Annotated in this window: 12 protein-coding genes; 8 read left to right on the top strand and 4 right to left on the bottom strand. The window is 35.4% G+C overall.

The features are described 5' to 3' along the window. Positions 1-68 precede the first annotated feature (68 nt). Genes HMPREF9333_RS05200 through HMPREF9333_RS05190 form a run of 3 tightly spaced genes read right to left on the bottom strand, consistent with a single transcriptional unit; the run spans position 69 to position 3653 of the window. Positions 69-1199, bottom strand: coding sequence for an aminotransferase class I/II-fold pyridoxal phosphate-dependent enzyme (locus tag HMPREF9333_RS05200; RefSeq protein ID WP_040882314.1), 1131 nt, complete (start codon positions 1197-1199; stop codon positions 69-71). Then, on the bottom strand, positions 1180-2304 hold the full coding sequence (locus tag HMPREF9333_RS05195; RefSeq protein WP_005540364.1) for a YkvI family membrane protein: 1125 nt from the start codon (positions 2302-2304) through the stop codon (positions 1180-1182). The genes HMPREF9333_RS05200 and HMPREF9333_RS05195 overlap by 20 nt, the downstream gene beginning before the upstream one ends. Positions 2305-2336: 32 nt before the next feature. Next, a complete protein-coding gene (locus tag HMPREF9333_RS05190) occupies positions 2337-3653 on the bottom strand; it encodes an aminotransferase class III-fold pyridoxal phosphate-dependent enzyme (protein ID WP_005540363.1) in 1317 nt (438 codons plus the stop codon). A gap of 477 nt (positions 3654-4130) precedes the next feature. On the opposite strand from HMPREF9333_RS05190, the gene typA reads away from it, so the two are divergent. Beyond that, a complete protein-coding gene (gene typA / locus HMPREF9333_RS05180; protein ID WP_005540362.1) occupies positions 4131-5975 on the top strand; it encodes a translational GTPase TypA in 1845 nt (614 codons plus the stop codon). A 168-nt stretch (positions 5976-6143) separates the two neighbouring features. Here typA and aroA read toward each other — a convergent pair whose 3' ends face one another. Continuing rightward, positions 6144-7463 carry a 3-phosphoshikimate 1-carboxyvinyltransferase gene (gene aroA, locus HMPREF9333_RS05175; protein ID WP_005540361.1) on the bottom strand — a complete coding sequence of 440 codons (1320 nt, stop codon included), beginning with the start codon at positions 7461-7463 and terminating at the stop codon, positions 6144-6146. A 204-nt stretch (positions 7464-7667) separates the two neighbouring features. Here aroA and tig point away from each other — a divergent pair, with 204 nt between their 5' ends. From tig to secG, 7 genes are all read left to right on the top strand, one after another. Beyond that, positions 7668-8954, top strand: a complete 1287-nt coding sequence (gene tig, locus HMPREF9333_RS05170; protein WP_005540360.1) for a trigger factor — start codon at positions 7668-7670, stop codon at positions 8952-8954. Positions 8955-9113: 159 nt separating this feature from the next. Beyond that, a complete protein-coding gene (clpP, locus tag HMPREF9333_RS05165; protein WP_005540359.1) occupies positions 9114-9695 on the top strand; it encodes an ATP-dependent Clp endopeptidase proteolytic subunit ClpP in 582 nt (193 codons plus the stop codon). A gap of 11 nt (positions 9696-9706) precedes the next feature. Further along, complete coding sequence (gene clpX, locus HMPREF9333_RS05160) at positions 9707-11002, top strand: ATP-dependent Clp protease ATP-binding subunit ClpX (RefSeq protein ID WP_005540357.1); 1296 nt, start codon at positions 9707-9709, stop codon at positions 11000-11002. 9 nt (positions 11003-11011) lie between these two features. Beyond that, positions 11012-13411, top strand: a complete 2400-nt coding sequence (gene lon / locus HMPREF9333_RS05155) for an endopeptidase La (protein ID WP_005540355.1) — start codon at positions 11012-11014, stop codon at positions 13409-13411. Further along, a complete protein-coding gene (locus tag HMPREF9333_RS13155; RefSeq protein WP_005540353.1) occupies positions 13408-14115 on the top strand; it encodes a GTP-binding protein in 708 nt (235 codons plus the stop codon). The genes lon and HMPREF9333_RS13155 overlap by 4 nt, the downstream gene beginning before the upstream one ends. A gap of 133 nt (positions 14116-14248) precedes the next feature. After that, entirely contained in the window at positions 14249-14428 is a 180-nt protein-coding gene (gene rpmF / locus HMPREF9333_RS05145; RefSeq protein ID WP_005540350.1) for a 50S ribosomal protein L32, read from the top strand. A 34-nt stretch (positions 14429-14462) separates the two neighbouring features. Continuing rightward, the gene (gene secG / locus HMPREF9333_RS05140; protein ID WP_005540348.1) at positions 14463-14693 is read left to right on the top strand and encodes a preprotein translocase subunit SecG; all 231 of its coding nucleotides are present in this window, start codon (positions 14463-14465) and stop codon (positions 14691-14693) included. The last annotated feature ends 483 nt before the right edge of the window (positions 14694-15176 follow it).

Genomic DNA, 15176 nt, shown 5'->3' with positions numbered 1-15176 from the left:
CTTCTATATAGACGTTTCCTTTTTTGTTTTTTTAATTTTTTAAATTTTATGATTCGGCTGATTTATATTTATGACGTAATGCCGGACAGTTCTTTATCAGCTTTTTTAAGACATTCAAGCATAGTATTAAAATCCTTATTAAGATTTATTCTTACATAGTTTTTTCCAAGTCCGTCATACCCTTCGCATGTAACTACCCTTATGCCATGTTTGATTAAAACTTTTTCAAGGTTTATGTCCTTATTTTCAACATAATACAGGCATATAGGAACACTGTCATCGGTATATGAGGTTCTTATAGCTGAAAGATTCTCTCGTATTACAGGTTTATTTTTTCTTGATTGCTTCTTTGCAAATTCCTCCCATCCTGAATTTACAATCTGTTGTCCGATATATATACTGAGGCTTGTGGCTGCAAAAGGAAGTTTGACTTTATTAAATATTTTTATGAAATTTGCTCCTGAAATTATATATCCTATTCTTATGCCTGCAGCGCCAAGAGCTTTTGAAAGGCTTCTTACAAGAGCAAAATTATCATATTTGCCTATAAGATTTATGGCTGAATTATCATCTTCCATATAATCTCCATAAGCTTCATCTATACATACAAATGAATTATTTTTTTGTGCAGCCGCTATAATTTTTTCAATTTCAGATATTGGTATAACCTGACCGGTGGGATTATTTGGGTTGTCTATATAAATATAGGAACTGTGGTTTTCATATATTGTTTTTAAAAAATCATCCGTATTAAACTTAAAATTCTTTTCTTTATTTAAAAAAACAGGTATATAAACCGCTTCATAGATATGGATATCATCAATTACTGCGGTAAACTGCGGAGCAGTACCTATTACCTTTTTTCCTTTATACATAAAAACCCTGTTCAATGAGAATAAAGCCTCAATAGAACCGCATGTAAGGCTTATGTTATCTTCATTAAGCTCTACTCTTTTTGAAAATCTTTTGATGATTGCTTTTTTTAACTCACTGTCTGAATGCGGATAGGAATCAAGTGTTTTAAATATATCAAGATCTACATTAACATCAGGATTAAATCCATAAGGATTCTGACCGAGAGAACAATCTACTATAAAGCTTTCATCTGAAAGATGTTCTGAATAATCATTTTTAACCAGATTTAATAATAATTTATTTATATCATACATATTTTCACCATTATTCCTTTGTGTTTTCAATTGCCTGCATTTCCTCAAGACCGGTTTTGCCTTCTCTTTTCCATTTAAACAGCTTAAATGCTATAAGTACCATCATTACAATTCCTATGTAGCCTGTATATGGATATATTGTTCTTACAAGAGCTTTAAACTCAAACATACCGCCTATAAGTCCAAGTATTGTTATTATAAGGGCTATAAATTTAAATTTTGGATTTTCATCAGGTACAAATCTATTTGAACACATCCATAACAGAGGAGTTGCGGTAGAAAATATACCTAAAAGTAATATGATTGAAAACAATTTGCCTATAACAGGGCTTATCTGGTCTGCAAGATAAAGTGTAGGTATATCCTTGCTAAATGCAAACTCGGATTGTGCAAGCATAGCCAGATACATAACTCCTGCTGAAAGCATAAGGCAGACTCCGCCAAGTAAACCTCCCCAGAAAGTGTCTTTTTTATGCTCTGCAGTAGAACCGAGACCACCTAAAAATCCTGCAAGTACCACTACATTGTATGCTGTATATAATAAACCTGATATTACAGCATTTGGAGCAGGTTTATTAAGGCTGCTGCTGGTATTTTTAAAATATTCAAGTGATGCAGGTAGATTGTTTAAATGCATCAGAAGGCTTATAAGTCCTACGGATATTGTAAATATTATTATTACAGGTCCTATATTTCCTATGACATTTGCTAATTTTTTAAGTCCTAAAGAGACTGTAATATATGCTGCAGCTGCCATTGCAATTCTTCCGACAAAACGATTAAGACCGTAATACTCAGAAATTGTATCTCCTGCACCGGATATCATAACTACAAATACTGCGAAGAAAAATATAGGGACAAAGTACTCAAGCAGTGTACCTAATGTTTTGCCGAAATACAGAGTAAACATTTTCATAGTGTCTTTCGGTTTTACAATTCTTCCACGGTTTAAAAATTCTATTCCAAGAAAAGAGAATAAAAACATCGCTATAAATATCCCTATAATTCCGGAAATCCCGTAATATGAAAAAAACTGCAGTATTTCCTGCCCCGTTGCAAATCCTGAACCGATGATTGTGGCTACATATGATCCGGCAAATATAATTATTGTTTTTATATTAAAATTTTTATCCATAAAATTTCTCCTTTTTAATTGCTTATTGGAATCTACCATCCTTTTATCTCATTAAGGACACTGTCGCTTATAGCTCCGTTACTATAGTCTTGCATTACATTTTCAAGTAAATCCATAGCCTCATCAATTTCGGCATACTCTATTACTAAAGGTGGCTGTATCCTTAAGGTTGATTTATTTAAAAAAATCAATATAAGCCCACGTTTAAAACATTCATAGCAGATTTTAGAAGTGGCTTTGGGGTCTTTTTTACCTGTTGACGGATTGATTATATCAACACCGAGACTTAATCCGAATCCTCTTATATCCCCTATAAAATCATATTTTTTCTTTAATTTTAAAAATTTGTCCTTTAAATAATTTCCTTTTTCTATTGAAAGTTTGTTGGCATCTATTCTTTCCATGATTTCTATATTTTTAAGTGCCGCTACACATACAGTAGTGTTTCCGGAAAGTGTAAATGTATGTGCCGGAGGTTCAAGACAGTCAAGCAGCTCCTTTTTTCCTATAAGTGCACCTAATGGGAGACCTCCTCCTAACGCTTTTCCCATGACATACAAATCAGCCTCGATACCAAAGTTTTCTGTTGCAAACCATTTGCCTGTCCTGCAAAGTGCAAGCTGTATTTCATCGCTTATAAGTAAAATTTTATATTTGTCGCACAATTTTCTTAAGCTCTGTATCCATTCTTCAGGCGGTATTATAAGTCCCATATCTGCGGCTATAGGTTCTATTATGATTGCCGCAACCTCATCAGGCGGAAGATAATATGAAAATGCATGTTCAATTTCCTCAATACACTTTTCCCAGTTGTATTCATCTGTCGGATAGTGAAAATGATAAACTTCAGGAATAAGAGGTCCTATATGTCTTCTCATATTAAGACTCAAGGCTGAAACCGACAAGGCTCCGTAGGTGCTTCCGTGATAGGCTCCTTCCATAGATATAAGTTTGTTTCTTCCTGTATAGGCTCTTGCTACTTTTATGGCAGAATCCATTGCTGCTGAACCTGTACAGCTAAACAAAGCCTTTTTGGGTGAATTTCCCGGGGCTATACTGCATAATTTTTCAGCAAGCTGCATAGGAGGTGCAGTGTTGAAATAAGCAAAAGTATACTGAGTGAGTTTATCCATCTGTGCTTTTACGGCTTGTGCTATCTCTTTATTGCCATGTCCGAGGTTGGCTGAACAGGCACTTGAAAGAAAATCTATGTACCTTTTGCCGTCAAAGTCAAAAAGTATTGCACCTTCCCCTTTTTCAAAAGCTACAGGACTGTATGGAATCTGCTGGGTTTTTGCAATTGAATCCACAGCTCTTTTTTGAATGTTATAATTGTTTAAATTTTCCAAATTTGTCCCTCCCTAATTATTTTATATAATTTATTAAACAGATATAAAATCTATTTTCTTTTAAGAAAGTTGTATATAGATTTTAAAGTATACAGAGTATAGCTTTATGATATCTGCTCTGTAAATTATTAGCTGTATATTATACAATATTATACTTTAAAAATGCAATATACAAAGAATATAATATTTAAGTAAAAGATATTGTATAAATTTACAGATAGGTGCTTTACGGTATGCAAAATTATATATTTGTAGTATACTTTTCTTTGCTTGATGATATTTCAGCTTCATGCCCGGGTATGCAAAATTATATATTTGTAGTATACTTTATAGCCGTGTTTAAGATATATACTTTTAAGTTAAAAAAACACCCTAAATGTTTTAAATATAAAGTACAGTCTGAAATATCTGTATTATAAGCTTAAAGTAAATAATTGAACTTATACAGCTTTAAAGATAGTATGGAGAGAAATTTTTATGATTACAAAAAGACAGGATATAAGAAATATTGCTATAATAGCTCATGTTGACCATGGCAAAACCACACTTGTTGACCAGCTTTTAAGACAAAGCGGGATATTCAGGGAAAATCAGGAAATTGTTGAGAGAGTGATGGACTCAAATGATATAGAACGTGAGAGAGGTATTACAATCCTTTCAAAAAATACAGCTGTAAGTTTTAACGGAGTAAAGATAAATATAATAGATACACCCGGTCATGCTGATTTTGGGGGAGAAGTTGAACGTGTGCTTAAGATGGTAAATGGGGTTGTACTTGTGGTTGATGCCTATGAGGGTACTATGCCGCAGACAAAATTTGTACTTAGAAAAGCGCTTGATCTTGATCTTGATCTGATATGTCTTATAAATAAATGCGATAGAGTACAGGCAAGGACTGCTGAGGCGGTTGATGAAGTGCTTGAGCTTCTTATGGAATTGGATGCCAATGAAAAACAGCTTGACTGTCCTTTTATTTATGCAAGTGCAAGGGCAGGATGGGCAAGATATAATGTAGATGATGATAATGATGATATGACACCTTTATTTGAAACTATAATAAAAAATATAGCTCCGCCTGAGGGAGATACTGATGCCGCTTCACAGCTTCTTATAAGCACTATAGACTATAATGACTATGTAGGAAGGATAGGGATAGGAAAGGTTGAGAATGGAAGCATAAGGGTAAACCAGGAACTTCTGCTCTTAAACCATCACGATCCTGAAAGGCGTAAAAAAGTTAAAGTAGGCAGGCTTTATGAATTTGAGGCACTTACAAAGGTTGAAGTCGGTGAAGCAAATGTAGGTGCAATAGTTGCGATATCAGGCATTGAGGATATACATATAGGCGATACGCTTGCCGGTGCTGAAAATCCTAAGGCAATACCTTTCCAGAAGATATCCGAACCTACTATTTCAATGAATTTTATGGTAAATGACTCTCCGCTTGCAGGTCTTGAAGGTAAATATGTTACATCAAGGAATATAAGAGACAGGCTTTTTAAGGAATTAAATACGGATGTAAGCCTGAAAGTGGAGGAAACCGATTCGTCCGACTGTTTTAAAGTTTCAGGCAGGGGTGAACTTCATTTATCGGTTTTAATTGAAAATATGAGGCGTGAAGGTTTTGAATTTGCTGTAAGCAAGGCGGAAGTTATTTATCGTATTGATGATAGAAATAGGAAGCTTGAACCTATGGAGATAGCTTATGTTGACGTGCCTGATGAATTTTCAGGAACTGTGATACAGAAACTTACTTCAAGAAAGGGTGAATTGCATGGTATGAGTCCTAACCATAATGGTTATACAAGACTTGAATTTTCCATTCCTTCAAGAGGACTTATAGGTTATAGGGGTGAATTTATGACCGATACAAAAGGGAATGGAATAATAAATACAGAATATGACGGTTACGGTCTATATAAGGGAGATTTATTTTACAGAAAAACTGGATCGATTATATCATTTGAAAATGGTGAGGCAATTACCTACGGGCTCTTTAACGCACAGGAGAGAGGTCTGCTTTTTATAGGTCCCGGTGAAAAGGTATATGCAGGCATGGTAATAGGGCAAAGTGCAAAGTCTGAAGATGTTGAAATTAACGTGTGCAAGACAAAAAAGCTTACAAATACAAGGGCTTCAGGTTCAGATGATGCATTAAAGCTTGTTCCTCCTAAGATTATGAGTCTTGAAAAAGCACTTGAATTTATAGATACTGATGAACTCCTTGAAGTTACGCCTAAAAGCCTAAGAATAAGAAAAAAAATTCTTGATTCCACTCTAAGAAAGAGGACAGCTATGAAGTCCAAGGAAACGATGATTTAAAGGTCGTTTCCTTAGACTGCTGCATACATATATTACTGTGTCTAAAATCATACAGACACGGTATAAAACAGTATGTATTTTAATATATATTGTATTTTTTGCTTTTTGTTTAATTAATTTAAAACTTAAGTCTGTTATAATATAGCTTTGACCTGCATTATATAATGTTCAATAGCTTTTTTGACAGACTTTTTTTAGTTCATTATAAAATCCGGGATATGATATATCAGCACATTCACTGCCTTTAATATTTATTCCGCCGCCTATAGCGGCATTTAATACGGCAAATGTCATAGCTATGCGGTGGTCATGGTATGAATTGATTTTTGAAGGTCGGAGCGTTTTTTTACCGTTTATTATCATGCCGTCACAGGTTTCGGTAATATCGGCACCGAGCTTTGAAAGTTCGCTGCACATAACGGCTATTCTGTCAGATTCTTTGACTTTAAGTTCTGCCGCATCCTTAATTATTGTTGTTCCCTGTGCAAAGCATGATACTGCACATATTACAGGAAGTTCGTCTATAAGTGTAGGAATTACAGAACCTTCAATTACAATACCATGAAGTTGTGAACTTTTTATCTCAATATCTGCATAGGGTTCTGAGCCACTATTTTCAGCAGGATATATATTTACATATGCTCCCATCTGCTTAAATACTTTTATTATACCGGTACGTGTGGGATTGATTCCTACATTCCTTATTAAAACATGCATCTCCGGAATTATAAGTGCTGCAGCCATGAAGTATGCGGCAGAAGATATATCGCCGGGTATATGTATATCATGTGAATAAAGTTTATCTGTATTTGATATAGTAGTGCTTATATGAAAGCCGTCAGAGGTATCTTTAAAATAGTCAGTGCTGATTCCGGCACCGAAGTCTTTAAGCATAAGTTCACTGTGGTTCCTTGATAATTCGGGTTCAAGGACAGTTGTAGTGTTGCCTGCATAAAGCCCTGCAAAAAGTATGGCTGATTTAACCTGAGCACTTGGGATATTTGAAAAATACTTTATACCGTTTAGTTTTCCGCCTTTTATATAAAGGGGTGCATAATCATGGTTTAATGAGTATATGCCTCCGTTCATAAGTTTCAACGGTTCTATAATTCTTTTCATAGGTCTTTTTTTTAATGAAGGATCTCCGCTTAGCACGGAATCAAATGGCATGGCACTTAATATACCGCTTAAAAGCCTCATTGTGGTTGCACTGTTTTGGCAATCAAGGACATTTTCGGGTTTTGAAAGACCGTATAGACCCTTTCCATGTACAATGGCTGTTTTTTTTGATATATCTATATCTATTTTTATGCCCATAGATTGCAGGCAGTTAATTGTACTTAAACAGTCCCGGCATATTGATATGCCGCTTATATATGTACTGCCTTCTGCTATTGCTGACAGCATAAATGCCCTGTGTGATATTGATTTATCTCCGGGAACCGAGTCTATGATTATATATGCTTCATTTTTATTACTGTATTTCATGACAAACCTTTCATAAATATAATTAAAACAGATGAACTTTAAACAATTATATTATAGCAGGTTTTAATAAAATTGAAAAAATCTGAAAAAATTTAAAATTTATAAATTCAATGTCCTTGCCCCTGTTTTTTCTTTATGTTATAATGTCCATTTGAAATATACATAAAAGACAGAGCAGACTACTAAGGAGATAATTATTAAGAAATGAGTTTAAAGGTTGAAAATTTAGGTAAAAATATGGCTGAACTGACTATCACTGTAAGTGCTGAAGAATTTGACAAGGCACTTACTGAGTCATTTCAAAAAAATAAAAGTAAGTTTAATATACCGGGTTTTAGAAAAGGAAAAGCAACAAGAGGCATGGTTGAAAAATTTTATGGCCCGGGTACTTTATACGAAGATGCTATTGATATAATATTTAATAAAACTTATCCGGATGCGGTAAAGGAATCAGGTTTAAATGTTGTATCAAAGCCAGAGATTGATATAAAGGAAATGGCAAAGGGGAAAGAGTTTGTATATAGTGCAAAGGTGGCTGTAAAACCTGAAGTTACACTTGGGGAATATAAGGGTGTTGAAGTAAAGAGGGCTGATGAGGAAGTCAATGATGAAGACATATCAGAGGCTCTTAAAAAAGAACAGGAAAAAAATTCAAGACTTATAACTATAGATGACAGACCTGTTGAAAATGGAGATAATACTCTTATAGATTTTGACGGTAAAGTTGACGGGGTAAGATTTGAAGGCGGAAGGGCGGAGGATTATCCGCTTGTAATAGGTTCACATTCTTTTATAGAGGGTTTTGAGGAGCAGGTTATAGGGCACAGCTTAGGTGAAGAATTTGATATAAATGTTGTATTTCCTGAGAAATATCATGCTAAAGAGCTTGCAGGAAAACCTGCGGTATTTACAGTTAAAATTAAGGAAATCAAGAAAAAAGAGCTGCCTGAACTTGATGACGAGTTTGCCGGTGAAGTAAGCGAGTTTGAAACACTTGACGAATATAAGTCGGATTTAAAAGAAAAGCTTGCACAGGTGAAGAAAAAAAATGCTGCCTCAGAGAATGAAAATGCCGTGATTGAAAAGGTGGTTGAAAATGCACAGCTTGAAATTCCCGACCCTATGGTTGAGGCACAAATTGACAGACTGGTAAGCAGTTATGCAAACAACCTTTCAAACCAGGGACTTACTCTTGAACAGTATTTGCAGTATACAGGCATGAGTATGGAGGATCTCAGGGGGCAAATGAGAGAAAGGGCTTTAAGAAATATTAAGACAAGCCTTGTACTTGAGGCCGTTGTAAAAGCTGAAGATATATCGGTGAGCGAGGAGAGGCTTGAAGAAGAGCTTGAAAAGCTTGCAAAAAATTATAAGATGGAAATTGAACAGTTTAAAGAGGCATTTGGCAAAAAAAATGCTGATGATGTAATGGAAAATCTGAAATTACAGGAAGCTGTAGATTTCCTTGTTTCAGAGGCAAAACTTGTATAATTTGATTTATATCCCTATTACAATGTGATTTACAGACAGTTGAGTATATGGTGTTTTATATTTATGTCCGTAAATCCTTATAGATTAACCATTTATATACAAGAAAGGTTTGCTTAAGTTTTTATTTGTCCTATAAGGCAGAAATAAAAGGAGGTTAGTATGAGTTTAGTACCAACAGTTATAGAGTCAACAAGCAGAGGAGAGCGTGCTTTTGATATTTATTCAAGACTTTTAAAGGATCGTATTATATTTTTGGGTGAAGAAGTAAATGATGTTACAGCAGGGCTTGTTGTGGCACAGCTTCTTTTCCTTGAATCAGAAGATCCTTCAAAGGATATAAACCTTTATATAAACAGCCCCGGTGGAAGTGTTGTATCGGGTATGGCTATTTATGATACAATGCAATATGTAAAATGTGATGTATCAACTATATGTATGGGTATGGCTGCAAGCATGGGAGCTTTTTTACTTGCAGGAGGTGCAAAAGGAAAACGTTATGCACTTCCGAATTCTGAGATTATGATACATCAGCCTTCAGGCGGTGCAAGAGGTCAGGCTACCGAGATACAGATAGTTGCCGAGCAGATATTAAAAGACAGGAAAAGACTGAATGAGATGCTTGCGGCAAATACAGGGCAGCCTATTGAGGTAATTGAAAGAGATACGGAGAGGGATTACTATATGTCCGCTGAAGAAGCTATGTCATATGGTATAGTGGACAAAGTAATTACACATCACTAGGAGGTTGACTGATGCCAGGTAAAAATGATGATAAGATAAAATGTTCATTTTGCAAAAAATCACAAAATGAGGTAAGGAAACTTCTTTCAGGACCTGATGGTATATATATATGTGATGAATGTATAGAGCTTTGTGCAGAAATCCTTGAGGAGGAGCTTGCGGGGGAGGCAGAAGAAAAGCCTGTTAACAAGGAAATAAATTTGCCAAAGCCGAGGCAGATAAAGAGCTATCTTGATGAATATGTTATAGGTCAGGATAATGCAAAGAAGATTTTATCAGTGGCGGTTTATAATCATTATAAAAGGATTATAAACGCAACCTCAACTGATAATGATGTAAAGATACAAAAGAGTAATGTATTGCTTCTGGGTCCTACCGGTTCAGGCAAAACTTACCTTGCACAGACACTTGCAGGTATATTGAATGTGCCTTTTGCAATAGCTGATGCCACAACTCTTACTGAAGCCGGTTATGTAGGTGAAGATGTTGAGAATATACTTTTAAAGCTTATACAGGCGGCAGATGATGATGTGCGCAGGGCGGAACATGGTATTGTATATATTGATGAGATTGATAAGATAGCAAAAAAATCTGAAAATGTTTCAATAACAAGAGATGTTTCAGGTGAAGGTGTGCAGCAGGCACTGCTTAAATTGCTTGAGGGAACTATAGCAAGCGTTCCGCCGCAGGGCGGAAGGAAGCATCCGCATCAGGAGCTTATACAGATAGATACTTCAAATATACTTTTTATATGCGGCGGTGCATTTGACGGACTTGAAAAAATTATTGAGAGACGACTTGGAAAAGGCAGTATAGGATTTAATTCGGAGATCACCTTAAGGCATACGCATACGGCAGATGAACTGTTTAAGCAGGTTATGCCTCAGGATTTAATAAAATACGGACTTATACCTGAATTTATAGGAAGAGTTCCTATAACGGTATCGCTCAGTATGCTTGATGAAGATAGTCTTGTACGCATACTTGTAGAGCCTAAAAATGCTCTTGTAAAACAATATAAGAAGCTTTTTGAGATGGATGATGTAAAACTTGAGTTTACCGATGAAGCGGTTAAAAAAGTGGCAGAACTTGCAATAGAAAGAAAGATAGGTGCAAGGGGACTCCGCTCAATTATGGAAAATGTAATGATGGATCTCATGTATGATATACCTTCAGATTCAAATATCGGGATATGCACTATAACAAAAGATGCTATTGAAGGCGGTAAACCTGAATTTGTTTTTAGAGATACTATTGTAAATACAAAATATAAAAAATCTAAAAAAGATAATCCGGAGATAGCCTAAAAAATAATTATGGATGAGTTTACAAAAGGAAAAAGAAAACTTAGGGTTGCTACTATTGCCCTTAAGAATATAACCCTTTTGCCAGGAGCAACCATACATTTTGATATAACAAGAAGAAAATCAATAGCTGCTGCAGAAATAGCGAGAAGCAATAATGAGAATGTATTTCTTGTAACTCAGAAAGATCCGGGCGTATATGATCCTAAGATGGAAGATCTTTATGAATATGGGACTCTGGCATCAATTAAGCAGACGGCAAGGCTGCAAAAAGGTAATTTAAGAATTACGGCAGAAGGACTTTACAGGGTAAAGCTGGGCAGGATTATTTCAGATACTGACTATATAATATCTGAAGTATATACTGATGAATGCAATGAAAAACCTGATCTTTATGATGCGCTTGCAAAAGAGGCTATGATGAGAGTTGTAATAGAACAGTTTGCCGTCCTTGCAAGATCTGACAAGAGATTAAGTCTTGAGCTTGATACGCTTTCTGCAATTACTGATTTTGATGAGCTTCTTATAAAAATAGCGGCAGATATACCCTGGGATTATAAGATAAAACAGGAGGTCCTTGACGGTGCTGATTACAGCCAGAGATATGAAACCGTCATAAGGGAGCTTACAAGGGAAAACCAGATAATACGCATAAAAAATGATTTTCAGAATCAGCTTAGAGAAAATATGGACAATAACCATAAGGAATATGTTCTTAGAGAGCAGCTTAAGATAATACATAATGAGCTTGGTGATGGAGATCATATAAGTGAAAGTGAGGAATATGAGAGAAAACTTGAAAAACTTAGTATTCCTGAAAATGAAAAAAATAAAATTAAAAAAGATATATACCGCCTCAAAACTATGCAGAGCAACAGCCAAGAGGCAAGCACTATAAGGACTTATCTGGATACGGTATTTGATATACCTTTCGGTATATATACAGATGATAATAAGGATATAAAACATGCCGCCTCAGTGCTTGAAGGAGATCATTACGGTCTTGAAAAAGTAAAAGAAAGAGTGATAGAGTATCTGGCAGTAAGGATCTTAAATCCCCAAGGAAAGGGTCCTATACTTTGTCTTGTAGGACCGCCGGGAACCGGAAAGACTTCTGTCGCGAAAAGTATTGCAAAAGCACTCGGGAAAAAGTATATACGCATAAGTCTGGGTGGAGTAAGGGATGAGGCGGAAATAAGAGGACATAGAAAAACCTATGTCGGAGCTATGCCGGGCAGACTTGTTGAAGGTCTTAGACAGGTAGGCGTATCAAATCCGCTTATGCTTCTTGATGAAATAGATAAAGCTTCAAGCGATTATAGGAGTGATACCTTTTCAGCACTGCTTGAAGTTCTTGACTCGGAACAAAATTATAAATTCAGAGACCATTTTGTTGAAATACCCATAGATCTTTCACAGGTTCTGTTTGTGGCAACTGCAAATACTACTTCCACTATACCTCGTCCTCTGCTTGACAGAATGGAGATCATAGAGGTAAATTCATATACTGAGAATGAGAAATTTCATATTGCAAAAAATTATCTTTTAAAAAAACAGCTTGAAGCAAATGGATTGAATGAAAAGCAGGTTGATATAACAGACAGTGCAATAGTTAAGATAATACATAACTATACAAGAGAAGCAGGTGTAAGAAACCTCGAAAGGCGTATAGGTGAAATTTACAGAAAATGTGCGAGAGCAATACTTGAAGGTAAAAAAGGCAAGGTAAAGATCGGGGAGAGACAGCTTAAAAAATATCTCGGTAAGGAAAAAGTGGATTTTGACCATGCTTCCGAAGCTGATGAAGTGGGGCTTGTAAGGGGGCTTGCCTGGACAAGTGTAGGCGGAGATACAATGCAGATCGAGGTAAATGTATTGCCAGGTAAAGGTAATCTGGTGCTTACCGGACATATGGGTGATGTTATGAAAGAATCTGCACAAATAGCATTAAGCTGTATAAAATCCTGTGCTTCTTTATATAATATAGAAGATGATTTTTTTTATAAGAATGATCTTCATCTTCATATACCTGAAGGGGCAGTTCCTAAAGACGGTCCAAGTGCAGGCATAAGCATGGCGACAGCTATGCTGTCGGCGGCGGCACTTATACCTGTAAAAGCGGACACTGCCATGACGGGTGAGATTACATTAAGAGGTAAAGTGCTTCCGGTAGGAGGTCTTAAGGAGAAAATACTTGCGGCAAAGATGGCAGGTGTAAAAAATGTTATAGTTCCTTTAAAAAACAAACCTGATATAGAAGAACTTTCCGCTGAGATTACAGCCGGGCTTAAACTAATCTATGCTGCAAGTTTTGATAAGGTATTAAAACATGCTTTTGCAGTGCAGGATACAGCTAAAAAAATTAAAACAACTCATGTGAAGAAACAAAAAACTGCGGAGAACGGGATATGATTATAAAAGATGCAATGCTCGAAACAGTGTGCGGAATTACAAGTAGGCTGCCTGAAAATATTTATCTCGAGATAGCTTTTTGCGGTAAATCCAATGTAGGAAAATCAAGTCTTATAAATGCACTTTTAAACAGAAAATCACTTGCGAGGACATCATCTTCTCCGGGAAAAACACAGACAATTAATTTTTATAAGGCGGTATGTTTAATTAAAATGAGCACAGATACGCAGGGAAATACCGCTCTCCGTGATGAAAAAAAAACATCTTATAAAGACGGGAGGATAACATCTCCCGAAACGTCTGCCGACCTGAAAAAAAGAGATATGAGTTTATATTTTGTTGATCTGCCGGGTTATGGCTATGCTGATGTATCAGTGGAAGCTAAAAAGCAATGGGGAAGAATGATAGAAAATTATCTTAATCTTTCACGTAATTTAAAGTGTATATTTCTTTTAGTGGATATAAGACACAAGCCCTCTGAAAATGATAAACTTATGTATGAGTGGATTTTAAAAAGAGGTTTTGAGCCGGTGATAATAGCTACAAAGCTGGATAAAATAAAAAGAAGTGTACTGGAGAGGCATATCAGAATTATAAAACAGGAATTAAATACAAACAGTGATATAATAGCTTTTTCTGCCACTGATAAAAGGGGCAGGCAGGAAATCTTCGGGATTATTGACAGGCTTTTATACACAGGGTGATATAAGTACAGTAAATATATCATTATAATTATGATATTGAAATTATGATGTTGTTGTAATAATTATTTGACATAAATTGTATAATTGGTTATAATATTGCGGGCTGTAACTGCAAAGATAAGGAGGTGTTATTATGTCAATTTGTCCAAAAAACAAATCATCAAGCAGCAGAAGAGATAAAAGAAGAGCTAACTGGAAGATGAAAGAAAGTAATCTTGTAAAATGCAGCAAATGCGGAGAACTTATGATGCCGCATAGAGTATGCAAGGCATGCGGTGCTTATAATAAGCGTGAGATTATTAAAGTTGGATAATATCGGCTTTTTATATGCTTGTAAGGAGTAGAATATGTTAAGTAATATTATTTCAGTAGTATATATAATAGTATGTATTTTTCTGGCTGCGGTGGTCCTTTTACAGGAAGGTAATTCTGAAGGGCTCGGATCAATAGGCGGAATTGCAGATTCATACTGGGGCAGAAATAAAGCACGTTCAATGGAAGGCACTTTGGAAAAGCTTACCAAGTTTGCCGCAGCGGCATTTCTTTTACTGGCTTTTGTGCTTAATATTATTAAATAAAATATTGGCAGTTTTAAAGGGGCTGTATGGAAATAGACAGCTTCAAAATAGGGAGTGTGTGGCTCATTTTGAGTTGCACACTCCCTAAACTTTTTGCTAAAAAGAATAGTGAGAAAAATCTTTAATGCTTTTTATAAATATCCGGTGTTTTTTCTACTGCCGGATTTCCAATGTTTACTTGAGCGTAATATTATTGTAAAACCGGTTGATAAGTTTATCCAAGTTAAGTATAATTCTTATGGTATTTTAATTTATTAATCATACTTTATTATACCATCAATGGTAGAGATTTAGTGTAGAAAAAAATTCGAAAAAATAATTTAAGATATTAAAATAATACTTGTTAATTAGGCATTATCCGGATTTTAGATATAAAGAGAATGGCTAATAAGATTCTTGAAAATCAAAACATAGAAAACAGTTTTTATAGAAAGCAGTTTTATCGAAATATAAAAAGCCGGTAAATTTTAAAGACAAAATTAT

Origin of the sequence: Johnsonella ignava ATCC 51276, from assembly GCF_000235445.1 — a bacterium.
GTDB classification, from domain to species: Bacteria; Bacillota; Clostridia; order Lachnospirales; family Lachnospiraceae; genus Johnsonella; species Johnsonella ignava.
This window is presented reverse-complemented; position numbering and strand designations above follow the sequence as displayed.

Excerpts from the sequence above, each read along its gene's own strand:
- HMPREF9333_RS05195 (WP_005540364.1), bottom strand. The coding sequence starts at position 2,304 with ATGGATAAAAATTTTAATATAAAAACAATAATTATATTTGCCGGATCA.
- typA (WP_005540362.1), top strand. The coding sequence starts at position 4,131 with ATGATTACAAAAAGACAGGATATAAGAAATATTGCTATAATAGCTCAT.
- tig (WP_005540360.1), top strand. The coding sequence starts at position 7,668 with ATGAGTTTAAAGGTTGAAAATTTAGGTAAAAATATGGCTGAACTGACT.
- aroA (WP_005540361.1), bottom strand. The coding sequence starts at position 7,463 with ATGAAATACAGTAATAAAAATGAAGCATATATAATCATAGACTCGGTT.
- HMPREF9333_RS13155 (WP_005540353.1), top strand. The coding sequence starts at position 13,408 with ATGATTATAAAAGATGCAATGCTCGAAACAGTGTGCGGAATTACAAGT.
- clpP (WP_005540359.1), top strand. The coding sequence starts at position 9,114 with ATGAGTTTAGTACCAACAGTTATAGAGTCAACAAGCAGAGGAGAGCGT.
- clpX (WP_005540357.1), top strand. The coding sequence starts at position 9,707 with ATGCCAGGTAAAAATGATGATAAGATAAAATGTTCATTTTGCAAAAAA.
- lon (WP_005540355.1), top strand. The coding sequence starts at position 11,012 with ATGGATGAGTTTACAAAAGGAAAAAGAAAACTTAGGGTTGCTACTATT.
- secG (WP_005540348.1), top strand. The coding sequence starts at position 14,463 with ATGTTAAGTAATATTATTTCAGTAGTATATATAATAGTATGTATTTTT.
- rpmF (WP_005540350.1), top strand. The coding sequence starts at position 14,249 with ATGTCAATTTGTCCAAAAAACAAATCATCAAGCAGCAGAAGAGATAAA.